Annotated in this window: 18 protein-coding genes, 1 tRNA gene and 1 pseudogene; 19 read left to right on the top strand and 1 reads right to left on the bottom strand. The window is 70.3% G+C overall.

Annotated elements, in window-relative coordinates; genetic code table 11:
* The first annotated feature begins 146 nt into the window (after positions 1 to 146).
* The 8 genes from AC4D2C_RS16495 to AC4D2C_RS16460 all read left to right on the top strand — a co-directional run bounded on the left by AC4D2C_RS16495 (position 147) and on the right by AC4D2C_RS16460 (position 9,238).
* The gene (locus AC4D2C_RS16495) at positions 147 to 1,691 is read left to right on the top strand and encodes an ABC transporter ATP-binding protein (protein ID WP_490915909.1); all 1,545 of its coding nucleotides are present in this window, start codon (positions 147 to 149) and stop codon (positions 1,689 to 1,691) included.
* Entirely contained in the window at positions 1,688 to 3,085 is a 1,398-nt protein-coding gene (locus AC4D2C_RS16490; RefSeq protein ID WP_490915908.1) for an ABC transporter permease, read from the top strand. Before AC4D2C_RS16495 ends, AC4D2C_RS16490 begins: the two co-directional genes overlap by 4 nt.
* Positions 3,082 to 4,389: an ABC transporter permease gene (locus AC4D2C_RS16485; RefSeq protein WP_490915907.1), complete on the top strand. Its 1,308-nt coding sequence runs from the start codon at positions 3,082 to 3,084 to the stop codon at positions 4,387 to 4,389. Before AC4D2C_RS16490 ends, AC4D2C_RS16485 begins: the two co-directional genes overlap by 4 nt.
* A gap of 11 nt (positions 4,390 to 4,400) precedes the next feature.
* Entirely contained in the window at positions 4,401 to 4,811 is a 411-nt protein-coding gene (locus AC4D2C_RS16480) for a cytidine deaminase (protein WP_490905605.1), read from the top strand.
* Between the two features lie 106 nt (positions 4,812 to 4,917).
* A complete protein-coding gene (locus AC4D2C_RS16475; RefSeq protein WP_490915906.1) occupies positions 4,918 to 6,234 on the top strand; it encodes a thymidine phosphorylase in 1,317 nt (438 codons plus the stop codon).
* Between the two features lie 109 nt (positions 6,235 to 6,343).
* Positions 6,344 to 8,296: a glycosyltransferase gene (locus tag AC4D2C_RS16470; protein ID WP_490915905.1), complete on the top strand. Its 1,953-nt coding sequence runs from the start codon at positions 6,344 to 6,346 to the stop codon at positions 8,294 to 8,296.
* A gap of 143 nt (positions 8,297 to 8,439) precedes the next feature.
* On the top strand, positions 8,440 to 8,772 hold the full coding sequence (locus AC4D2C_RS16465) for an STAS domain-containing protein (RefSeq protein ID WP_490915904.1): 333 nt from the start codon (positions 8,440 to 8,442) through the stop codon (positions 8,770 to 8,772).
* Positions 8,765 to 9,238, top strand: a complete 474-nt coding sequence (locus tag AC4D2C_RS16460; protein ID WP_490915903.1) for an ATP-binding protein — start codon at positions 8,765 to 8,767, stop codon at positions 9,236 to 9,238. The genes AC4D2C_RS16465 and AC4D2C_RS16460 overlap by 8 nt, the downstream gene beginning before the upstream one ends.
* Before the next feature lie 358 nt (positions 9,239 to 9,596).
* Here AC4D2C_RS16460 and AC4D2C_RS16455 read toward each other — a convergent pair.
* Positions 9,597 to 10,292: pseudogene (locus AC4D2C_RS16455) on the bottom strand (glycoside hydrolase family 26 protein); the annotation flags it as partial.
* Positions 10,293 to 11,124: 832 nt separating this feature from the next.
* On the opposite strand from AC4D2C_RS16455, the gene AC4D2C_RS16450 reads away from it, so the two are divergent.
* The 11 genes from AC4D2C_RS16450 (at position 11,125) to AC4D2C_RS16400 (ending at position 22,671) form a co-directional block, all read left to right on the top strand.
* Positions 11,125 to 11,856: a DedA family protein gene (locus AC4D2C_RS16450; protein WP_490915902.1), complete on the top strand. Its 732-nt coding sequence runs from the start codon at positions 11,125 to 11,127 to the stop codon at positions 11,854 to 11,856.
* A 24-nt stretch (positions 11,857 to 11,880) separates the two neighbouring features.
* A complete protein-coding gene (locus AC4D2C_RS16445) occupies positions 11,881 to 13,038 on the top strand; it encodes an adenosine deaminase (RefSeq protein ID WP_490905611.1) in 1,158 nt (385 codons plus the stop codon).
* An 8-nt stretch (positions 13,039 to 13,046) separates the two neighbouring features.
* Positions 13,047 to 13,766, top strand: a complete 720-nt coding sequence (locus AC4D2C_RS16440; RefSeq protein ID WP_490915901.1) for a MazG nucleotide pyrophosphohydrolase domain-containing protein — start codon at positions 13,047 to 13,049, stop codon at positions 13,764 to 13,766.
* A 141-nt stretch (positions 13,767 to 13,907) separates the two neighbouring features.
* A complete protein-coding gene (gene eno / locus AC4D2C_RS16435; RefSeq protein ID WP_490905613.1) occupies positions 13,908 to 15,188 on the top strand; it encodes a phosphopyruvate hydratase in 1,281 nt (426 codons plus the stop codon).
* Positions 15,189 to 15,285: 97 nt separating this feature from the next.
* The gene (locus AC4D2C_RS16430) at positions 15,286 to 16,068 is read left to right on the top strand and encodes an FtsB family cell division protein (protein ID WP_490915900.1); all 783 of its coding nucleotides are present in this window, start codon (positions 15,286 to 15,288) and stop codon (positions 16,066 to 16,068) included.
* A 74-nt stretch (positions 16,069 to 16,142) separates the two neighbouring features.
* Positions 16,143 to 16,937 (top strand): DUF501 domain-containing protein, encoded by a 795-nt coding sequence (locus AC4D2C_RS16425; protein WP_490915899.1) that lies wholly within the window; start codon positions 16,143 to 16,145, stop codon positions 16,935 to 16,937.
* The gene (locus AC4D2C_RS16420) at positions 16,934 to 17,881 is read left to right on the top strand and encodes a Ppx/GppA phosphatase family protein (RefSeq protein ID WP_490915938.1); all 948 of its coding nucleotides are present in this window, start codon (positions 16,934 to 16,936) and stop codon (positions 17,879 to 17,881) included. The genes AC4D2C_RS16425 and AC4D2C_RS16420 overlap by 4 nt, the downstream gene beginning before the upstream one ends.
* A gap of 4 nt (positions 17,882 to 17,885) precedes the next feature.
* The gene (locus tag AC4D2C_RS16415; protein WP_490915898.1) at positions 17,886 to 19,322 is read left to right on the top strand and encodes a S8 family serine peptidase; all 1,437 of its coding nucleotides are present in this window, start codon (positions 17,886 to 17,888) and stop codon (positions 19,320 to 19,322) included.
* 78 nt (positions 19,323 to 19,400) lie between these two features.
* On the top strand, positions 19,401 to 20,840 hold the full coding sequence (locus tag AC4D2C_RS16410; RefSeq protein WP_490915897.1) for an NAD(P)/FAD-dependent oxidoreductase: 1,440 nt from the start codon (positions 19,401 to 19,403) through the stop codon (positions 20,838 to 20,840).
* Positions 20,841 to 20,987: 147 nt separating this feature from the next.
* Positions 20,988 to 21,060, top strand: a tRNA-Leu gene (locus tag AC4D2C_RS16405).
* A 210-nt stretch (positions 21,061 to 21,270) separates the two neighbouring features.
* Complete coding sequence (locus AC4D2C_RS16400; protein ID WP_490915896.1) at positions 21,271 to 22,671, top strand: ABC transporter substrate-binding protein; 1,401 nt, start codon at positions 21,271 to 21,273, stop codon at positions 22,669 to 22,671.
* Positions 22,672 to 22,675 lie beyond the last annotated feature (4 nt).

Raw genomic sequence — 22,675 nt, 5'->3', positions numbered from 1 at the left:
TCCTCCCTGCGGACCCCCGCAGGGAGGAAGGCGGTTTGCGTTCGTCCGCGGTGCGTGGCACAGAGCCGCACCCGGTATCCTTTCCGGTGACTTCAGCACGGTTCTCGCCTGACGAGAGACGTGAGAACAACAGAACAGGCTGAGCTGTGAAACTCGAACTGATCGGCATCACGAAGCGCTTCGGATCGCTCGTGGCCAACGACTCCATCGACCTCGTCGTGGAACCCGGACAGGTGCACAGCCTGCTCGGGGAGAACGGGGCCGGCAAGTCGACCCTCATGAACGTGCTGTACGGGCTCTACGACCCCACCGAGGGCGAGATCCGCGTGGACGACAGGCCCGTGACCTTCAAGGGCCCCGGGGACGCGATGGCCGCCGGGATCGGCATGGTGCACCAGCACTTCATGCTCGTACCGGTCTTCACCGTCGCGGAGAACGTGGCCCTCGGCAACGAGGCCACGAAGGCCGGCGGCATGCTGAACCTGCAGGAGACGCGCACGCGGATCCGGCAGATCTCCGACCAGTACGGGTTCGACGTCGATCCCGACGCCGTGGTCGAGGACCTCCCGGTCGGTGTCCAGCAGCGCGTCGAGATCATCAAGGCCCTCGTCCGCGAGGCCGAGGTGCTGATCCTCGACGAACCCACCGCCGTGCTGACGCCCAAGGAGACCGACGAGCTGCTCGGCATCATGGGGCAGCTGAAGGCGGACGGGAAGTCGATCGTGTTCATCTCGCACAAACTGCGCGAGGTCAAGGCCGTCTCCGACGTCATCACCGTGATCCGCCGCGGCAAGGTGGTCGGCACCGCCGACCCGAACGCTCCCACCACGGAACTCGCGTCCCTCATGGTCGGGCGGTCCGTCAGCCTGACGCTCGACAAGAAGCCCGCCACGCTCGGAGAGGTGACCTTCCGGGTGCGGGACCTCACTGTGCAGGCGGCCAACGGCCAGCGCGTGGTGGACGGCCTGAGCTTCGACGTCGCCGAGGGCGAGATCCTCGCCGTCGCCGGCGTGCAGGGCAACGGGCAGACCGAGCTCACCGAGGCCATCATGGGCCTGCAGGACCACGTCACGGGATCCATCACCCTCGGCGGCAACGAGCTCGTGGGCCGCAGCGTCAAGGACATCATCCGCGCCGGTGTCGGGTTCGTCCCCGAGGACCGCAGCGTCGAGGGCCTCGTGGGCACGTTCTCCGTGGCCGAGAACCTCATCCTCAACCGGTACGACGCCGCCCCGTTCGCGAAGGGGCTGTCCATGTCGCCGTCGGCCATCGAGAAGAACGCCGACGAGAAGATCGCCGAGTACGACGTCCGCACGCAGTCGGCGTCCGCCGCGGCCGGCACCCTGTCCGGCGGCAACCAGCAGAAGGTCGTCATGGCCCGCGAGTTCTCGCGGCCGCTCAAACTGTTCATCGCCTCGCAACCCACCCGCGGCGTCGACGTCGGGTCCATCGAATTCCTGCACCGCCGCATCGTCGCCGAACGCGACGGCGGCACGCCAGTCATCATCGTCTCCACGGAACTCGACGAGGTCCTGGAGCTCGCCGACCGCATCGCCGTGCTGTACCGCGGCCGCCTCATGGGAATCGTGCCCGGCGCGGTCTCGCGCGATGTCCTCGGTCTCATGATGGCCGGCATGCCTGCCGACGAAGCGCTGGCGCAGGCCCACGACGTTCAAGGAGGAAACCTGTGACCCCGCAGGAGGAACGGCCGGCAGCCCCGGCCACCGGCGAGGGTGCCCCGCACTCGCGCCGGGAAGCGAATGACGCCGCCCGCCAGGACGAGGTGCGCCTCGAGAACGCCGTCGAGACCGCCGGAGGGGAGCTGCCGCCCCCCGCCGTGCCCGCGACGGCGGCCGACCTCGGCGCCGGCCCCGGGCCTGACGCCACGCTGATGCAGCGCATCATGACGGGCAACGCGCTCGTCGCGTTCCTGTCCGTGGTGCTGTCCCTGATCCTCGGCGGCCTGCTCATCGCGGTAACGGACGAGAACGTGGCCCGGGCGTCGTCGTACTTCTTCAGCCGCCCCCAGGACACCCTGGCCGCGGCGTGGACGGCCGCCTCGAGCGCGTACCTCGCCCTGTTCCAGGGCTCCGTGCTCAACCTGGAGGGGGACTCCTTCACCCGGGTCGTCTACCCCCTGACGCAGACCCTGACCGTCGCGACGCCGCTCATCTGCGCCGGTCTCGGCGTGGCCCTCGCGTTCCGGGCGGGCCTGTTCAACATCGGCGCCCAGGGGCAGATCCTCATCGGCGCGACGTTCGCCGGCTGGGTCGGTTTCACCCTGGACCTGCCGGCCGGGATCCACCTGCTGCTCGTGATCCTCGCGGGCATGGTCGGCGGCGCCATCTGGGCCGGACTCGTGGGACTCCTCAAGGCCCGAACCGGCGCCCACGAGGTCATCCTCACCATCATGTTCAACTACATCGCGACGAACCTGGTGCTCTACTTCCTGAGCACCCCGGCGTTCCAGCGGCCGGGGTCCACGAACCCCATCAGTCCCCAGCTCGACGCGACGGCGCTCTACCCGCCGCTGCTCGGACCGGCCTTCCGCCTCCACTGGGGCTTCGTGGTCGCCGTGCTCGCCACCGTCTTCGTCTGGTGGCTGCTGAACCGCTCGACCGTCGGCTTCGAACTCCGGTCCGTCGGCGCGAACCCGAGCGCCGCCCGCACGGCAGGCGTCAACGTCAGCAAGGGCTACATCCTCGCCATGGCCATCGCCGGAGCCCTCGCGGGCCTGGCCGGCGTGGCGCAGGTGTCGGGCACCGAGAAGGTCCTGACCTCGGGCGTCGCCGCGAGCTTCGGCTTCGACGCGATCACCGTGGCGCTCCTCGGACGCTCCTCGCCGTGGGGCACCTTCGCCGCCGGGATCCTCTTCGGCGCGTTCAGGGCCGGGGGAGTGGCCATGCAGGCCTCCACGGGGACCAGCATCGACATCGTCCTCGTGGTGCAGTCGCTCATCGTCCTCTTCATCGCAGCGCCGCCGCTCGTCCGCGCGCTGTTCCGCCTCCCCGCACCCGGCGCCTCCCGCGCCGGCAAGGGCGGCGCCACGACCCGCACGCCAGCCTCGACCGGAGCAGCAGCATGAGCACAGCGACCGCACGCCATGAGAGCGACAAGAGCAAGAACCCCGCCCGCGGTGCCGGCGACGCCGGCGTGCGCAGCTGGAAGAACCCGATCATCCTGTCCGTCGTCGCCCTCTTCGCGCTCCTGGTCTTCGCCCTGGGCGCGCCGGACAACGACGTCACGTTCCGGCTCTCGGAGGACAACGACCCGATCGTGCTCCCGTCGATCGTCGTGTCCGCACCCGTGATCGGCTGGATCGCGGCCTTCGCGATGCTCGCCCTCGCGGTCCTCGCGATCCTCCGCACCCGGGCCGGGCAGAAGGTCCCCACGTGGGTGCTCGCCGTGTTCGCGGCGCTGTTCCTCGTGGCCTTCCTGACGTGGGTGGTGGGCAGCGCCCGCACCCCGAACGTGGCCCTCTACGGGCTCCTCGCCGGGTCCGTGACCCTCGCGGTGCCGCTGATCTTCGGTTCGCTCTCGGGCGTGCTCTGCGAGCGTTCCGGCGTCGTGAACATCGCCATCGAGGGGCAGCTGCTGTTCGGCGCCTTCGCGGCGGCCGTCGCGGCGTCGCTCTCCGGCAGCGCGTTCGTCGGCCTCCTCGCGGCGGCCGTCGCCGGTGTCCTCGTCTCGCTCGTCCTGGCCGTCTTCAGCATCCGCTACGTGGTCAACCAGGTCATCGTCGGCGTGGTGCTGAACGTGCTCGTCTCCGGCCTCACGGGGTTCCTGTTCTCCGCCGTCCTCAGCGAGGACTCGGAGCGGTGGAACTCCCCGCCGCGCCTGCCCGTCATCGAGATCCCGCTGCTCGCCGACATCCCTGTGATCGGCCCGATCCTCTTCCAGCAGACCATCGTGGGCTACCTCATGTACGTCGCGGTCGCCGTGGTCTACGTGGCCCTGTACCACTCCCGCTGGGGCCTGCGCACGCGCGCGGTCGGTGAGCACCCGAAGGCCGCCGACACCCTCGGCGTCAACGTCAACCGGATGCGCTTCATGAACGTCCTGCTCGCCGGTGTGGTCGCCGGGATCGGCGGGTCCTTCTTCACGCTCGTGGCCGTGTCGGGCTTCGGCCGCGACATGACGGCGGGCCAGGGCTACATCGCACTGGCGGCGCTCATCTTCGGCCGCTGGAACCCGATCGGCGCGTTCTTCGCGGCCCTGCTGTTCGGCTTCGCAACCAATCTGTCCAACGTCCTGAGCCTGCTCGGCACCCCGGTGCCGGACCAGTTCCTGCGCATGCTGCCCTACGTGGTGACGGTCTTCGCCGTCGCCGGCCTCGTAGGCCGCTCGCGGGCACCGGGCGCCAGCGGCATCCCCTACATCAAGGGCTAGGAGTACCCACCATGACCGATCAGCAGACGACGGGGACCGAGATCCCCTGGGACACCCTCGCCGCCACGGCCACGGAGGCCATGCGGCGCGCCTACGTGCCGTACTCGAAGTTCCCGGTGGGGGCTGCGGCCCTCCTCGACGACGGCCGGATCATCTCCGGCTGCAACGTGGAGAACGCGTCCTACGGGCTGACGCTGTGCGCCGAGTGCGCCCTCGTCAGCGCGCTCGCCATGAGCGGCGGCGGCCGCATCCGCGCCTTCAGCTGCGTGGACAGCGAGGGCACCACGCTCATGCCGTGCGGGCGCTGCCGCCAGCTGCTGTACGAATTCCGGGCACCCGACATGGTGCTCATGACCGTCAGCGGTATCCGGACCATGGACGAGGTCCTGCCGGACGCCTTCGGGCCGCAGCACCTCGCCTGACCACCGAAGAGAGGGGCGCGGCCCGAGCGGCCGCGCCCCTCTCTTCTCCAGCAGCTCCCAGCAGCTCCCAGCAGCTTCCATCAGCCGAACAACCCGAGGACTCCCCATGACCGAAGCCTTCGACGCCGTCGACATCATCCGCACCAAGCGCGACCGCGGCACCCTCACGCCCGAGCAGATCGACTGGACCATCGACGCCTACACGCGCGGCGTCATCGCCGACGAGCAGATGGCCGCCCTCAACATGGCGATCCTGCTCAACGGCATGGACCGTGCCGAGATCTCCCGCTGGACCGCCGCCATGATCGCCTCGGGCGAGCGCATGGACTTCTCCTCCCTCGGGCGCCCCACCAGCGACAAGCACTCGACCGGCGGCGTGGGGGACAAGATCACCCTGCCCCTGGCCCCGCTCGTCGCAGTGTTCGGCGTGGCCGTGCCCCAGCTCTCCGGCCGCGGCCTCGGCCACACCGGCGGCACGCTGGACAAGCTCGAGTCCATCCCCGGGTGGCGGGCGCACCTCAGCAACGAGGACATGCTGCGGCAGCTCGCCGACGTCGGCGCGGTCATCTGCGCCGCCGGCACGGGCCTCGCCCCCGCGGACAAGAAGCTCTACGCCCTGCGCGACGTCACCGGGACCGTCGAGGCCATCCCGCTCATCGCGTCCTCGATCATGAGCAAGAAGATCGCCGAGGGCACCGGCTCCCTGGTGCTCGACGTGAAGGTGGGCAGCGGCGCGTTCATGAAGGACGTCGACCAGGCCCGCGAGCTCGCCGAGACCATGGTCGCGCTCGGCAAGGACGCCGGCGTGAACACCGTCGCGCTCCTGACCGACATGAGCACGCCGCTCGGCCTGACGGCCGGCAACGCCATCGAGGTCGAGGAGTCGGTGGAGGTCCTCGCCGGCGGCGGGCCGTCCGACGTCGTCGAGCTCACCGTCCGCCTCGCCGAGGAGATGCTCGCCTGCGCGGGAGTGCACGACGCCGACCCGGCGGCCGCCCTGAAGGACGGACGCGCCATGGACGTCTGGAACCGGATGATCGAGGCACAGGGCGGGGATCCCCGGGCTGCCCTGCCGGTCGCGAAGGAGTCCGAGGTGATCCTCGCCCCGGCCGACGGCGTCCTCGTGGGCCTCGACGCGCTCTCCGTGGGGGTGGCCGCCTGGCGCCTCGGGGCCGGCCGTGCCCGCAAGGAGGATCAGGTGCAGGCCGGGGCGGGTGTCCGCCTGCACGCGAAGCCCGGCGCCACCGTCCGCGCCGGCGAGCCGCTCATGACACTGCTCACCGACACCCCGGACAAGTTCGACCGCGCCCGCGAGGCGCTGGCCGACGCCGTCGTGATCGCCCCCGAGGGCTCCCGCCCCGCGCAGCAGCTCATCATCGACCGCATCGCCGAAGGCGCGCCTGCTGATGGCCCGTGCGGGTGAGCGCCGGGCTGAACTAGGGTGATTCCCGAACCACACCTGCAACACACGCCTCATGGGGCCTGAACAGCTGTCCCCGCGTCCGGACCGGACGTACACCTGGAGGAACGACGTGCATCAATTCCTGCTCCGCCTGCTGGTCCTGCTCACCGTGATCTTCGGCGTGAACTACGTGGGGTGGCGCTGGCTGGAGTCGCTGAACTGGTCGGCATGGTGGATCGCGGTGCCGCTGGTGCTGGCAGAGACCTACAGCCTCGTCGACGTATGCCTCTTCGGGCTGACGGTGTGGCGGACCAGGGAGCGCACGCCTCCGCCGGCACCCCCCGGCCTGGGCGTGGACGTGTTCATCACCACGTACAACGAACCGATCGAGATGGTCCTCGAGACGGCACTCGCGGCGCAACGCATCCGGTATCCGCACAGGACGTGGATCCTCGACGACGGCACCCGGACCGAGCTGCGGGAGGCCGCGGAGCAGCACGGCATCGGCTACCTGACCCGCAGCGCCGACTGGGCGGACCGTCCCCGACATGCCAAGGCGGGCAACCTCAACAACGCCCTCATGGCAACCGACGGCGAGTTCATGATGATCCTCGATGCGGACCAGATCCCTAAGCCCGAGATCCTCGACCGGACCCTGGGTTACTTCAACAACCGGAAGGTGGCTCTGGTACAGACGCCGCAGTGGTTCGTCAATGTCCCCGACGACGACCCTCTGGGGAGCCAGGCGCCCCTGTTCTACGGCCCGCTGCAGCAGGGCAAGGATGGCTGGAACGCGGCGTTCTTCTGCGGCTCCAACGCACTGCTGCGCAGGGAGGCGCTCATGCAGCTCGGCCTGGTCGGGTATGTCGACGAGGTCGAGAAGAACATCCGCACCGCCCTGAAGGGATCCCGCTCCGCGATCCGTCGCGCCCGTAGGTCGGAGCAGGCCCGTGACCCCATGGTCGCCCAGCTGCTCGACGAGGTGGAACGGGCAATGGCCGGGGCGGCAGCCGGACTCAAGGAGGGGCGGTCCTACAGCGAGATCACCTACACCCTGCGCCGCACGGTCGATGCCGCTGTCCAGAAGCTCGTCGCTGCCGATGTCCATGCGCTGCAGGCCGATCTGGCGGAGATCGAGGCCATGGGTCTCGGACCCGGCTCCGGCGCGCTCAGCCCCGAAGAAGTCGAGGTCGCCGTGGCAGGACTGTCCTCCCGGCAATGGTCCCCGCTCGGTGCGCTTGAGTCGGTGCAGGCCGTGCTGGAGGCGATCTCCATCGAGCGCGGTGAGGAGGCGCAGCCGGTCATGCCTCTGGCCACGATCTCCGTCACCGAGGACATGGCCACGTCCATGCGACTGCACGCCATGGGATGGAAGAGCGTCTACCATCACGAGATCCTCGCCATCGGCCTCGCCCCCGAGGATCTGAAGACCATGCTGACCCAGCGGCTGCGCTGGGCCCAGGGCACGATCCAGGTGCTGCTCCGGGAGAACCCCCTCACCAAGCGGGGGATGAAGTGGACCCAGCGGTTGATGTACTTCGCCACCATGTGGAGCTACCTGTCAGGCTTCGCCGCGGTCGTCTACATCGCTGCGCCCATCATCTACCTGATCCTCGGCATCCTGCCCGTGACCAGCCTCAGCACGGACTTCTTCATCCGCTTCATCCCCTTCATGGTGGTCAACCAGATCCTCTTCGCAGTCGCCGGACGGGGGGCGAAGACATGGCGGGGGCAGCAGTACAGCCTGGCGCTGTTCCCCACCTGGATCAAGGCCTGCACCACGGCCGCTCGCAACGTGTGGTTCGGCAGGCCCCTGGGTTTCGCCGTGACGCCGAAGGTCAAGGAGGGCAACAGCCGTGACTGGCACCTGATCCGTCCGCAACTCGTCGCCATGGCCCTGCTCGCCGTAGCGGCAGTAGTCGGGGTGTTCCGGCTGGCGGTCGGACTCAACGAGCCACTGGGTACGCTCGTGAACGTCGCCTGGGTGGTCTACGACCTCGTCGTCCTGAGTGTCCTCTTCAAGGCGGTGCGTTACGACGGGTACGTCCCCGAGGAGGACGGGTCGCACGCGGTGAACCGCTGACCGGCGCGCCCTGACGACGGCGCGCCGGGTGATCGTCGGCGACGTGGGTTAGTTTTGGGTGAGTATTCACGAGTGACCCGCCCCTCCTGCTCTTCGCGCACGCCGTCGATCGGCAGGACCCGACGTTGGATAGGTGTATGCCGATGGATTTCAGTTATGAGCTCAGGGATTCCTACACGGAGGTCAAGGTCAGCGGTCGCCTGAACATGGTGTCCGCGCCGAGGCTGCGCGAATTCGTGGGTGACGTGATCCTCAAGGGCTCCAACCACATCGTCGTGAACCTCGAGGAGACCTCGTTCATGGACTCCTCCGGGCTCGGCGCGCTCATCGGCTGTCTGAAGGCCACCCGGCAGGCCGGCGGCGACCTCCGTATCGCAGCCGTGCATCCGCAGGTCAAGATGGTGCTGCAGCTGACCAGTATGGACAGGGTGCTCACGTCCTACGACACCGTGGAGGAGGCCTTCGGCGATGAATGATGCGCTGGCTGCGCGCAGTTTCCTCGAGCCCGCCGGGGAGGAGGCCATCGAGTCCGTCCACGACATGCTGGACGGTCTGTGGTCGGAGGTTCCCCTCACCCAGGACATCGACCGCATGACCTTCACGACGGCGGTGATCGAATCCGCGTCGAACGTCGTCCAGCACGCCGAGCCCGTCGGGGAGGAGCCGGTGAAGCTCGGCGTCGTCATCACGGTTCGGCCCACGGTGCTCGAGGCCCGCGTCAGTGCGCTGCACGCCAAGCCGCCCTACGGCGAGATGATCCCGCGCATGCCCGAGGACGACGCCGAGTCGGGCAGGGGACTGGCACTCATCCAGGCGCTGGTGACCACGGTGATCTTCGAACGACAGGACGGCACGAACACATGGGTCCTGTCGCGTGGCTACTCCCGGGAACGTCTCCTACCGGACAGCCGGGCGGACTCCGGGGTGCGGCCACCGCCGTAGCCGGGACCCCCGTGCACTCGCCGGGGGACTCCGACGGGCTCGCCGGTCCCTTCCTGCGTGTGGCCAGGGCTTCTGCCAGCGCGGCCGCCGATGAGCTGCTGCTGTCGATCCTCCAGTCCGTCTCCTTGTCCAGGTGGAACCAGACCACCGCGGTGACGTCGTCCTGCGCCGCCAGGTAGCCGACCAGCTCCGTGGTCCATTCGGCCTTGGAGCCACCGTGTTCGGCGGAGGACGTCTCAGCAATCAGGATCTCCTTGCCCGGTGCGAGGGCCCGGAGTTCGGACAGTCCCCGGCCGAAGACCTCGGACGGCACCTGCCAGGTGCCCCACGGCACGGAGCTGCCCCAGTTGTATCCGTCGAGGGCGACGGCATCGACGTAGGAGTCACCGGGGTAGAGGCCTCTCAGCGGCGTGGATCCACTGTACGGGACGTTCGGGTTCCACACCCAGGTGATGTTCGATGCGCCCGTCGATGCGAGCGTCTCGTGGACGTGCCGCCAGGCCGCGACGTAATCCCTGGAGGTGTTGCCATTGACCCCTGCGGACCACGGATACCAGTCGCCGTTCATCTCATGGCCGAATCGCAGCAGGACCGGGTGACCCCAGTCCGCGAGGGAGTGGCCCCACCAGCGCAGGTAGGGATCGAAATCTCCCGCTGTGATCCGGTCGAGCGCATAGGCGGGCTGTTCCGTGCCGCCTCCCCATGCCCAGGGTTCCCAGGTCAGCAGGGTGTCGGCTCCCCGGATACGTGCCGCATCGAGTTCGGCGATCGGCGGGGCCTGATGGAAGTCCTTGTAGGCGAGGACGATCGTGGGTGATTCCCCGGCCAGGGCTGTGACCTCGTCGAGTTCGGCGGTGGCCAGCGAACCCCCGGGTGTCCCGACTCCGAAGCGCAGGGCGGCGGTGCCGGGCGGCCGCGAGGGGTGACGGACCCTGAACGTAGCAGAGGCACTCACGTCCCCCGAGAGGGCTCGGACGACCACCACGGGTCCGGTCGTGTCGGGGATGGACAGCCTGATGTCGAAGCGACCCGACGCGCTCGTCCGGAAGACCATGGGATCGGCGCCGCCGGTGACGGTCGCGGTCCTCCTCTGCGGGAATCCGGTTCCGGTGACCGTGACCGACGTCCCGGCCGGATCGGCGGAGGGACGGATGCTGATCGACGCGCCGGAGGGCACCGCGGCCGGGACCGGGGCGGCAGCGAGCAGGGTCAGCAGCACCAGGAGGCATGCCATCAGTCGTCGGCTCTTCATCCCACCCCCGCCGCCCCGGCTCCAAGACGGGCACGATGGGTCCGTCCTCTTCATTGTGCGGCCGGCTCCCCTTCTGATCCACCGGTTGACACAGGATCGGCGGTGATGCTGCATGCGGGATGGAACGTCGCCGCCCACCTGCCGGTAGGGCACGCAGACGCCGGCGACATCCGGCAGGCCTGCGAACCGCGGGTCCTCCTGGGCGTCCGGCACGACCGACGTCGAAGACCTGCCCGTGATGACGGGACATCGAGGGCGGGGAGCGGAGGCGCCGGCCTACCCCCTGCGGTTCGCCGACGCGGTTCCGACGCCAGGCCCTACCGGCAGCCGCACCCGCCAATTGCGGAACCGCTCCGGCCCCGTCATGGTGGGGACGGGCGGGCACGCCCTGACGGGGTCCTCAGTGTCCGCCCTAGGGAAGGGCACGGCACGCCTCATCCCTGAGGGTGAGCCGGCCGCCGAAGCATGTCGCCCGGAAGGGCGACGACCCACGAGGGTTCCCACCGGTAGCGTCGGAGTCAGACGCGCGGCGACGCATGGTCCGGACGGACCGCCCCCGCACGTCGGGTCCCGCGCCCGCCCCCACCTCCGGTTCCGGCGGGCCGACGCGGGACGGACGAGCGGGAGGAACCCGATGGATGCGATCACCAGTGCACTCGGCGGCATCAGCGACTTCGTGCTGGCGGCCGCCGAGCAGCCGTGGGTGTACGTCCTCGTGCTGGTGTGCTGCATCGTGGACGGCTTCTTCCCGCCGTTCCCCAGCGAGTCCGTCGTCGTGGGCCTCGCGTCCCTCATCATCACGCAGGGCGTGCCCAACCCATGGCTGCTCATCCTGGTCGCCGCGCTCGGGGCGTTCCTCGGCGACAACATCGCCTACCTCCTGGGCCGGGGGATCGGCACCACGCGCTTCCGCTGGATGCGCCGCCCGCGGATGCAGCGATCGTTCACGTGGGCGGGCACGGAACTGGCCAAGCGCGCCGCCTCGCTGATCCTCGTGGCGCGCTTCATCCCCATCGGCCGCGTGGCCGTGAACCTCACCGCCGGCGCCACGGGCTTCTCGCACCGGCGCTTCGTGGCCCTCACCGCCCTCTCCGGCGTGGTCTGGGGCGGGTACTCCGTGGGGATCGGCGCGCTCGCCGGGACCTGGTTCCAGGAGAACCACCTGCTCGGCGTGGCGGTGGCCATCGCGATCGCCGTCGTCATCGGGTTCGTCGTCGACCGCGTGATCGCCCTCGTCCGGGGCTCCACCCCGCTCCGGGCACCCCTCGACGGAGCGCCCGACGAATCACCCGACGGAGCGCCCACCGCGTCGTCCGCGCAGGCCCTGCACCGGCCGGAGCCGGCCCGTGAGACCAGCCCGCCGTGAGGGTGATCGCGTAGGCTTGGCAGCGTGACCCAGACCCAGAACGACGCCGTCCCCGACGCTGCCATCGACATCCAGACCCTGCCGAAGATCTCCCTCCACGACCATCTCGACGGCGGCCTGCGGCCGGCCACCATCCTCGAGCTCGCCGCCGGGATCGGGCACGAACTGCCTGCCTCCGACGCCGCGTCGCTCGGCACCTGGTTCAGGGAATCGGCGGACTCCGGCTCACTCGAGCGGTACCTGGAGACCTTCGACCACACCATCGCCGTCATGCAGACCCGCGAGGGCCTCATCCGGGTGGCCCGCGAGTTCGTCGAGGACCTCTCGCTCGACGGCGTCGTCTACGGGGAGGTCCGCTGGGCCCCCGAGCAGCACACCCGGAAGGGCCTCACGCTCGACGAGGCCGTCGAGGCCGTGCAGGAGGGCCTCGAGGCGGGTGCCGCCGCGGCCGTCGCCGCGGGCCGGGTCATCCAGGTCGGCCAGCTCATCACCGCGATGCGCCACGCCGACCGCGGCCAGGAGATCGCCGAGCTCGCCGTCCGCCACCGCGACCGGGGCGCCGTCGGCTTCGACATCGCCGGCGCCGAGAACGGCTTCCTGCCCTCACGCTTCGCCGACGCATTCACGTTCCTCGCCTCCGAGCAGTTCCCGGCGACCATCCATGCCGGCGAGGCGGCAGGCCTCGAGAGCATCCAGGACGCGCTCGTCGCAGGGCGCGCGCTGCGCCTCGGCCACGGCGTCCGCATCGCCGAGGACATCGAGATCGAGGAGTCCGAGGGCGAGCACGCCGCCGACGGCGAGGAGGTCGGCATCGCCAACCTCGGCCGCATCGCCTCCTGGGTCCGCGACCGCGGCATCCCGCTCGAGCTGTGCCCGTCCTCCAACCTGCAGACCGGCGCCATCGCGGCTTTCGGCGACACCATCGACGCGCACCCCTTCGACCTGCTCTACCAGCTCGGCTTCAAGGTCACAGTGAACACCGACAACCGCCTCATGAGCGGGGTCACCCTGACGGGTGAGTTCGAGCTGCTCGTCGACACCTTCGGCTACGACCTCGGGGACCTGCTCGAGCTCACGCTCAACGCCGTCGACGCCGCGTTCCTGCCCCTCGAGGATCGCGAGGCGCTGGCCCAGTTCGTCGCCGAGAGCTTCGACACCGCCGCCCGGCAGGCCTCGGCCTGACCGACCCCGTGACGCACGCGGGTCCGGGCGCGGCGGTCGAGCGGCTCGTGGAGGTCGTGGACCTGCTCCGCCGCCACTGCCCGTGGACGGCCGCACTGGACCACGCGTCGCTGCTCGAGTACCTGGTGGAGGAGACGTACGAGCTCTACGAGGCCGTCGACGACGTCGCCCGCGCGCAGGGCCGGTCACCGGCGGTGCCGGCCGGGCTGCGGGACGAACTGCGCGGTGAACTCGGCGACGTCCTGTTCCAGGTGGTCCTCCACGCGCAGCTGCAGGCCGAGGAGGGCGCCTTCGGGTTCGCGGAGGTGGCGGGCGGGCTGACGGCCAAGCTCGTGCGCCGCAACCCGCACGTCTTCGCGCCCGACGGGTCCCTGCGCGACAGCTTCCCGGCGACCGTGGACGAGATCGTGGCGACCTGGCAGTCCGTCAAGCAGCAGGAGCGGCCCGCCCGCACCTCGCCCTTCGACGGCATCCCGCACCATCTCCCCGCCCTCGCCCTCGCGGCGAAGACCCTCCGGCGGGCGGGGGAGCCCGTCGGCACCGTCGACCGGGCGACCGTCGGGACGACCGGGGAAACCGCGACAGGGGAAACGCCGACGGAGGAGGAGCTCGGCCGGGAGCTGCTGGGCCTCACCCGGCGGGCGCTCGCGGCGGGCATCGACCCGGAGCGTGCCCTGCGGCGTGCCGTGCTCGACTACCAGCGGGACGGCGCCGCCGGCGGGCCGTGAGCGCCCGGCCGCTCCTCCGGCGGTGATCCAGCCCACGCCGGGACGCGCGTGAACTAGGCTGGGAGCACCACCTCCGTTGCTCTGACAAAGACGTCCCAACACGATGTGAACTTCTACACTCCAACGAAGAGGAGCTAATCCATGGCCATCATCGATGCCATCCACGCGAGGGAAATCCTCGATTCCCGTGGCAACCCGACCGTCGAGGTCGAGGTACTGCTCGACGACGACACCTTCGGCCGCGCGGCCGTCCCCTCCGGCGCCTCCACCGGCGCGTTCGAGGCCAACGAGCGCCGCGACGGCGACAAGGACCGCTACCTCGGCAAGGGCGTCCTGCAGGCCGTCGAAGCCGTCATCGAGCAGATCCAGCCGGCTCTCCTCGGTTTCGACGCCGCGGACCAGCGCGCCATCGACCAGGCGATGATCGACCTCGACGGCACCGAGAACAAGTCCAGCCTGGGCGCCAACGCGATGCTCGGCGTTTCCCTCGCGATCGCCCGCGCCGCCGCCGAGTCCTCGGCCCTGCCCCTCTACCGCTACCTCGGCGGCCCGAACGCGCATGTGCTGCCCGTTCCCCTCATGAACATCCTCAACGGCGGCTCGCACGCCGACTCCGACGTCGACATCCAGGAGTTCATGATCGTGCCGCTCGGCGCGCAGTCCTACTCCGAGGGCCTCCGCTGGGGCGTCGAGGTCTACCACGAGCTCAAGGCCGTGCTGAAGGAGAAGGGCCTCGCCACGGGCCTCGGCGACGAGGGCGGCTTCGCCCCGAACCTGCCGTCCAACCGCGACGCACTCGACCTCATCACCACCGCCGTCGAGCGGGCCGGCTACACCCCGGGTACCGACATCGCGTTCGCCCTCGACGTCGCCGCCTCCGAGTTCTACAAGGACGGCGCGTACCAGTTCGAGGGCAAGGCGCTCAGCACCGAGGAGATGAGCGCCTACTACGTGGAGCTCGTCCGCGACTACCCGCTGGTCTCCATCGAGGATCCCCTCGACGAGGACGACTGGGAGGGCTGGAAGCACCTGACCGATTCCATCGGCGACAAGGTGCAGCTGGTCGGCGACGACCTCTTCGTCACCAACCCCGTCCGCCTGGCCAAGGGCATCCAGAACCAGACCGCCAACTCGCTGCTGGTCAAGGTCAACCAGATCGGCACCCTCACCGAGACCCTCGACGCCATCTCGATGGCGCAGCGCGCGGGCTACACGACGATCACCTCGCACCGCTCCGGCGAGACCGAGGACACCACGATCGCCGACATCTGCGTGGCCACCAACGCCGGCCAGATCAAGACCGGCGCGCCCGCCCGCAGCGAGCGTGTGGCCAAGTACAACCAGCTGCTGCGCATCGAGGAGGAGCTCGACGACGCCGCACGCTACGCCGGACGCAGTGCCTTCCCGCGTTTCACCGCGTAGAAACTCGGCAGTTGATCAGGAGGGCGGCTACCCTCGTTAGACGGGTCCCGCGAGGGACCCGACGCGACCATACGCGAAAGCGTCGACGAGGAGCTCCATGACTGCCCGCCGCCCTAACGTGCCGCGAGCCGGCCGTCCGACGCCTGTGGCGGAGGAACGGCCGGCCCCCGGCACGGCCAAGGGCCCGACCATCGACCACGGTTCCCGTGGCGCCGGGCACCAGCCGGCGCGGCCTGCCGCTGCCTCCCAGCGGAAGCCGGCCACGCCCCGGGTCGTCGGTCCGTCCGCCACGAAGGATCCCCGGGCTGGGGCGGCCCCCGCCGCGGGCCGGTCACGCACTGCCGGAGCGGACGGGACACCGGCCCGGACCGCGGCGAAGACGTCCTCCCCGTCGGAGGCCCGTGCCGCCGAGCGCTCGCAGCTGGCGGGGAACATCCGCCGGGGACAGCTCGGTTCGAAGCGGGTCGAATCCCCGATCCAGCCCGCCGAGGAAGCCACCCCCATCCCGGCGAAGACCTTCTCCGGGAGGCTGCTGGCCCTCGCCGTCGTCCTCGTCGCCGTGATCGTGCTCCTCGCGCCGTCGGTCAGCCGGTACCTGCAGCAGCAGAGCGAACTCGACGCCCTGCGCGCGGACATCGCCCGCCAGCAGCAGCAGCAGGCGGACTACGAGTCCGAGCTCGCACGCTGGGACGATCCGGCCTTCGTCCGGCAGCAGGCGCGCGAGCGCATCTTCCTCGTCATGCCGGGGGAGACCCGCTACCTCGTGAAGGGCGGCGAGGGCATCGAGGAGGGCACGGGCGAGGGTTCGGCCGCCGAGCCCGCCGACCTGCCCTGGGTCGACTCCCTCTGGAGCTCGGTCGAGCGCGCGGCAACGGATTGAGAGCGGCGGCCGGTCCCCGAGACCGGTCGGCCGCCACCAGGACACCCGGACGCGGTGTCCCAGGAAGGAACAGCGTGACCCAGCAGGATCAGCAGGACCAGCAGGACCAGCACGAGCAGCAGCACGGCGGGCACGACGACGAGCACCGGCAGCACGACCGGTCGGCGGATCGGCGGACCCCGAGCGCGCGGGACCTCGATGTTCTCAGCCGCCAGCTCGGCCGTCCCGTGCGGGACGTCGTCGAGATCGGTGCCCGGTGCGTCTGCGGCAACCCGCTCGTCGCCACCACCGCCCCGCGACTGTCCAACGGGATCCCATTCCCCACCACGTACTACCTCACCCACCCTGTCATCACGGCGGCGGTCTCGCGGTTGGAGGCCGAGGGCGTCATGACGGAGATGAGCGAACGGCTCGCGGACGACGCCGACCTCGCCGACCGGTACCGCGGCGCGCACGAGGCCTACCTGGCCGCCCGTGCGGCCGTCGGCGAACGCGCGGGTACGGGACCCGTCCCCGAGATCGACGGCGTGTCCGCCGGCGGGATGCCGACCCGCGTCAAATGCCTCCACGTGCTCGTGGGGCACGCCCTGGCAGCGGGACCCGGCGTCAATCCGCTCGGCGACGAGGCCATCGCCCGCATCGCCCAGTGGTGGACCCCCGGGCAGTGCTCCTGCGAGGGTGCGTGGGACACGACGGGCCAGGCGCCCCACGCCGATCTCAGCAGGCACACGAGGACGCAGGGCCTCAGCGCCGAGGAACTCGACGCCAAGCGCGAGGCGCGTCGCAGGGTTGCCGAACCACCGACGACGGACGACACCGCCGGCCCGGCGAGCCCGACCCCATCCGCCGGACCCACCGAGGAGACCTGATGCGTACAGCCGCCATCGACTGCGGGACCAACTCCATCCGCCTGCTCATCGCCGACAGCGAGGACGGCGTCCTGACCGACGTGGTCCGTCTCATGCGCGTCGTGCGCCTCGGTGAAGGCGTTGATGCCACCGGGCGCCTGTCCGAGGCCGCGCTCGCCCGCACCTTCGCAGCGGCGGAGGAGTACGCGGCCCTCCTGGAGGAGCACGGCGCCCCGCCCGTGCGGTTCGTCGCCACCTCCGCGTCCCGCGACGCCGAGAACCGCCAGGATTTCGTCGACGGCATCCGGGAGCGCCTCGGCGTGGAACCCGAGGTCATCACCGGCGACGAGGAGGCCCGGCTCTCCTTCGGCGGGGCCATCAGCGTGCTCGCCGCCGCCGCGGACGAGACGGTCCTGGTGATCGACGTCGGCGGCGGCAGCACCGAGTTCGTCGCGGGCACGGAGGCCGGGCTGGTCGCCTCGCTCAGCACGAACATGGGGTGCGTCCGGTACACCGAGCGCTTCCTGGCCGACGATCCGCCCACCGACACGCAGATCACCGCGATGACGGCGGAGGTCGGGCGCCTCATCGACGAGGCGGCCGCCGAGGTGCCCCTCGACCGCGTCACGAGGATCGTCGGCGTCGCGGGCAGCGTCACGACGGTCACCGCCCACGCCCTCGAGCTGCCGACCTACCAGCCCGAGCGCATCCACGGCGCCGAGCTCCCCATCCCCGCGATCTCGGCGGCGGCGTCGGACCTCCTGCACATGCCCCGCGCGGCACGGGCCGCGCTGCCCTATATGCACCCGGGCCGCGTCGACGTCATCGGAGCGGGCGCGCTCATCTGGGCGACCGTCATCGAGCGCGTCGCCGCGGCGACCGGCGGGCGGGTCACGACCGCAGTCTCCAGCGAGCACGACATCCTGGACGGGATCGCCCTGAGCGTCGCGGACCGGGTCGGGTGAGCTGATGCGCACCCGGCAGCACGCCGCCCTCCGGCCGATCAGGGCGGGCGCGTCCGTCGCCCTCGCCACCGCCGTCCTGCTGCCCGGAGCGGTGCCCGCCGCCGCGGACGAGGTCCGCGACAAGGAGTACTGGCTCGAGGACTACGGCATCACGGAGGCGTGGAAGAGCACGCAGGGCGAGGGCGTCACGGTGGCCGTGATCGACAGCGGGATCGACGCCACCCACCCCGACCTCGTCGGCGCCGTGGTGGGCGGCACCGACGCCTCCGGCGCGGGCGACCCCGGAGGTCTGCGCGGCATCGGGGAGGTCGCGGGCCACGGCACCCTCGTGGGTACCCTCCTCGCCGGGCGCGGGCACACCGCCCCCGCACCCGCGCAGCCCGCACCCGCCCCCTCCGGCGGCACCGGAGGCACGGGCGGGGCGGAGCCCCCCGCAGGCCCCCCTGCCGACACCGACACCGGCCCGCTCGGGCAGTACGGCGAGGGCCCCGACGGCATCGTCGGCGTCGCGCCGAAGGCCGACCTGCTCGCCGTCTCCCTCTTCATCGAGGGCCAGAACAGCGGCCCCAATCCCGCGGGCATCCCGGTGGACCAGCAGGTGCCCGACGCAGTCCGCTGGGCGGTGGACAACGGCGCGGACGTCATCAACATGTCGCTCGGCAGCACCAGCACCGCCTGGCCCGAGAGCTGGGACAACGCCTTCCTCTACGCGGAGCAGAACGACGTCGTCGTCGTCGCGGCGGCCGGCAACCGCGCCGGCGGCCTCACGCAGGTCGGCGCTCCCGCGACCATCCCCGGCGTCCTCGCCGTCGCAGGCCTGGACCGGTCCGGGGCCGCCAGCGACGAGGCCTCGAGCGAGGGCATCAGCATCGCCATCGCCGCGCCGTCCGAGGACCTCGTCGGCGGACTGCCCGGCGGGTTCTACGCCGACTGGTCCGGGACGTCGGGCGCCGCGCCCCTCGTCTCGGGCGTCGCCGCACTCATCCGCGCCCGATACCCCGAGCTCTCCGCGGGCCAGGTGGTCAACCGCATCGTCGGCACGGCCAAGGACGCCGGGGCCCCGGGCTTCGACACCCTCTACGGCTACGGGATCCTCGACGTCGCCTCCGCCGTCGACCGGGACGTGGCCGTACCCCAGGAGAACCGGCTCGGCAGCATGGCCGAGTGGATCCAGCTCTACCGGCGCGGCGGGCAGACACCCGCTCCTCCGCCGGTTCCCGCGGAGGAGCCACCGGCGGAGGTCCTCCCGGCACCCGCCGCCCCGCAGGCCGAGGACCCCCTCACCCCGGTGCACGACGTACCTGCGCTGGTGGTGCTCGGCTTCGGCGGGCTCCTGCTCGCGGTGCTGCTCGGCGGGGCCGTGCACGTGACCCGCGTGCACCGGCGCGCTGCGGCGAACGGACCCTCGGGACCGGACCGTCCAGGGCCACCGGCGGCCTGAACGAGCGGACCCCGTGGGAGGTTCCGGAGCGCTCCCGGAGCTAGTGAAGATTTTCACAAACTCCGGTAGCATCGGGGCATGGCATCGAACCCACACTTCTCCGACCGCCCGCGCATCCTCGTCGTCGGCGGCGGTTACGTCGGCCTCTACGTCGCGCACCGGCTGCAGAAACAGGTCAAGGACCACGGCGGCATCGTCACGCTGGTCGACCCCCTGCCCTACATGACCTACCAGCCCTTCCTCCCCGAGGTGGCTGCCGGCAGCATCGAGCCTCGCCACGCGATCGTGTCCCACCGCAAGCACCTGCGGAAGACGGAACTGATCTCCGGCAAGGTCACCTCGATCAATCACGCCGGCCGCACGGCCACCATCGAGCCCACGGGCGGCGGTGAGTCCTTCGAGCTCGGCTACACCGACGTCGTCGTCGCCGCAGGCTCCATCACACGGACCTTCCCGATCGACGGCCTGAAGGACCAGGGCATCGGCCTCAAGACCATCGAGGAGGCCGTCGCCCTGCGCGACAGGATGCTCGAGCGCATCGAGACCGGCTCCGTCATGCCCGCCGGCCCGGAGCGCGACCGCGCCCTGACCTTCGTCGTCGTCGGCGGCGGCTTCGCCGGCATCGAGGCCATCACGGAGATGGAGGACGCGGCCCGCGACGCCGTCAAGGCCAACGCCCGCCTCAGCCGCTCGGACCTCCGCTTCGTCCTCGTCGAGGCCATGGGACGCATCATGCCCGAGGTCACGGCCGAGCAGGCCGAGTGGGTCGTGGAGCACCTCCGCTCCCGTGAGATCGAGGTCCTGCTGAACACGTCGCTCTCCAGCGCCAAGGACGGCACCCTCAAGCTGATCAACATGCCGGACAAGAGCGCGGCCGACGAGTTCGAGACGGACACGCTCCTGTGGACCGCAGGCGTCCAGGCCAACCCGGTCGTCCGCTCCACCGATTTCCCGGTCGACGAGCGCGGCCGCGTCCGCGCCACCCCCGAACTCCGCATCACGGGCGACGACGGACCCATCGCCCATGCATGGACCGCCGGCGACGTCGCGGCCGTGCCCGACCTGACCGGCGGCGGAGTGGGAGGCTTCTGCGTCCCCAACGCCCAGCACGCCGTCCGCCAGGCCAAGCTCCTGGCCGCCAACCTCCTCGCCGAGAACTACGGCGTGGGGGAGGTCAAGGAGTACCGCCACACCAACCTCGGCGCCGTTGCCGGCTTCGGCCAGTTCAAGGGTGTCGCGAACATCATGGGCTTCGGCATGAAGGGCTTCCCGGCCTGGCTGGCCCACCGCGGATACCACGGCTTCGCGATGCCGATGTACGAGCGCAAGGCCCGCGTGATCATCAACTGGAGCATGAGCTTCCTGTTCGGTCGCGACCTCGCCCCGCTGTCCGACCTGCAGACCCCGCAGCGCCAGTTCCGCGAAGCGGCCACCCCGCCGCCGAAGAAGGACACGGCCCTGCAGAGCCAGCCGCCCACGCCGGCCGGCCAGGCCGCATCCGCGAAGGCCTCCGCCTGACGCTCGGCACCACAGCATGACGGACGACGGCGATCCCTGCCCGGGGTCGCCGTCGTTCCTCGTTCCACCGCCGATCTTCCGCCGCCGATCCTCCCTGGCCGGCGCCGGGTGTCCCTGCCACGCGGGGTAGGCTGATCCGGCGACAGCGCCCCAGTAGCCCAATGGCAGAGGCACCAGACTTAAAATCTGTTCAGTCAGGGTTCGAGTCCCTGCTGGGGCACACTTCCCCGAGCATCGGGGCAGATAGGCAGTGGACTGTGCAGTGCCCGCTGTCAAGGGTCGGATGCGACGCCTGTGACGAGCGTTACAAGGATGTAACCGGATTCCCTTATCTCAGACACATTTTTGGATTAGCTTTTCCTACAAGCCAGGAACACCTGGCACCCAGCATCAAAGGCGGCAAGAGCCTTTCGGTCGAGGAGAATAATTCATGACTGCAACACGCAACCCGATGCGTTTCGGCATCGGGGAGAGTGCCCCGCGAGCGGCAAAGGTCGCCGCCCTGGGCCTTGGCATCGCGCTCTTCGCCTCCGGCTGCGGCGGTTCCTCGGGCACTGAAGGCGAGACCACCGAGACCGAGAGCGGAACCGCGACGGAGACCGCTGCCACCTCGGCGGTGGCATGCCCCGAGAGCGAGGGTGGAGCAGACGAGGAACAGGGCGAGAAGGGCGACCCCGCCGCCGTGCCCGCCAGCAAGACCACGAGCCCCCAGCCCCTGAAGCTCGGTTCCATCCTGCCGACCACCGGCACCCTCGCGTTCCTCGGCCCGCCCGAGATCGCGGGTGTCAACGTCGCCGTCAACGAGGTCAATGAGGCCGGCGGCGTGCTGGGCCAGGAGATCTCGATCACGCACCGCGATTCCGGTGACACCACCACCGACATCGCCACGCAGTCCGTGACCGACCTCCTCTCGCAGGACGTCAGCGCCATCATCGGTGCCGCGTCCTCGGGTGTCTCGAAGACCGTCATCAACCAGATCACGGGCGCCGGCGTCGTCCAGTTCTCGCCCGCCAACACGGCAGCCGAATTCACGACGTGGGACGACAAGGGACTGTACTTCCGCACCGCTCCCTCGGACGTGATCCAGGGACGCATCCTCGGCAACTACATCATGGAGTGCGGCGCGCAGTCCGTCGGCATGATCACCCTGAACGACGCGTACGGCACCGGCCTGCAGAGCACCATCCAGGAGGTCGTCGAGGGGGCCGGTGGCCAGGTCGTCGGCAACGAGATGTTCAACACGGGTGACTCGCAGTTCTCCAGCCAGGTGGACGCCATCGCCGCCGCGAAGCCGGATGCGATCGTCCTGATCAGCTTCGACGAGGCCAAGAGCATCATCCCGCTGCTCGTGGCGAAGGGCATCGACGCCGGCTCGATCTTCATGGTCGACGGCAACGTCGCCGACTACAGCGCGGACTTCGACCCGGGCACCCTCGCGGGCGCCCACGGCACCATCCCCGGCCCGTTCGTCGGAACAGGATTCAAGGAAGCGCTTGCCGCGGTCGATCCGAACCTGGAGAACTTCGCCTACTCGGGCGAGAGCTACGACGCCGTGAACCTCATCGCGCTCGCCTCCGAGGCGGCCGGAAGCGTCGAGGGAACCGCCATCGGCAAGGAGCTCGCAGGAGTGTCGAAGGACGGCACCAAGTGCTTCGACTTCGCAGGCTGCGTCACGCTCCTGCGCAACGGTGAGGACATCGACTACGACGGTATCTCCGGTCCTGTCTCCTTCGACGAGAACGGCGATCCCACGGAGGCTATCATCGGCATCTACGAGTTCGACGAGAACAACGTGCACCAGCCGAGCCGCTCCGAGGTCGGAAAGCTCTAGGGCT

Source organism: Arthrobacter sp. TJ-240 (genome assembly GCF_058269195.1).
Note: the sequence above shows the minus strand (reverse complement) of the source record. Positions and strands in the feature narration are given on the sequence as shown.

What these genes read in the sequence shown, in the direction of transcription:
- AC4D2C_RS16485 (WP_490915907.1), top strand. Translation starts at nt 3,082, where the DNA reads ATGAGCACAGCGACCGCACGCCATGAGAGCGACAAGAGCAAGAACCCC.
- AC4D2C_RS16480 (WP_490905605.1), top strand. Translation starts at nt 4,401, where the DNA reads ATGACCGATCAGCAGACGACGGGGACCGAGATCCCCTGGGACACCCTC.
- AC4D2C_RS16475 (WP_490915906.1), top strand. Translation starts at nt 4,918, where the DNA reads ATGACCGAAGCCTTCGACGCCGTCGACATCATCCGCACCAAGCGCGAC.
- AC4D2C_RS16465 (WP_490915904.1), top strand. Translation starts at nt 8,440, where the DNA reads ATGGATTTCAGTTATGAGCTCAGGGATTCCTACACGGAGGTCAAGGTC.
- AC4D2C_RS16460 (WP_490915903.1), top strand. Translation starts at nt 8,765, where the DNA reads ATGAATGATGCGCTGGCTGCGCGCAGTTTCCTCGAGCCCGCCGGGGAG.
- AC4D2C_RS16450 (WP_490915902.1), top strand. Translation starts at nt 11,125, where the DNA reads ATGGATGCGATCACCAGTGCACTCGGCGGCATCAGCGACTTCGTGCTG.
- eno (WP_490905613.1), top strand. Translation starts at nt 13,908, where the DNA reads ATGGCCATCATCGATGCCATCCACGCGAGGGAAATCCTCGATTCCCGT.
- AC4D2C_RS16430 (WP_490915900.1), top strand. Translation starts at nt 15,286, where the DNA reads ATGACTGCCCGCCGCCCTAACGTGCCGCGAGCCGGCCGTCCGACGCCT.
- AC4D2C_RS16415 (WP_490915898.1), top strand. Translation starts at nt 17,886, where the DNA reads ATGCGCACCCGGCAGCACGCCGCCCTCCGGCCGATCAGGGCGGGCGCG.
- AC4D2C_RS16410 (WP_490915897.1), top strand. Translation starts at nt 19,401, where the DNA reads ATGGCATCGAACCCACACTTCTCCGACCGCCCGCGCATCCTCGTCGTC.
- AC4D2C_RS16400 (WP_490915896.1), top strand. Translation starts at nt 21,271, where the DNA reads ATGACTGCAACACGCAACCCGATGCGTTTCGGCATCGGGGAGAGTGCC.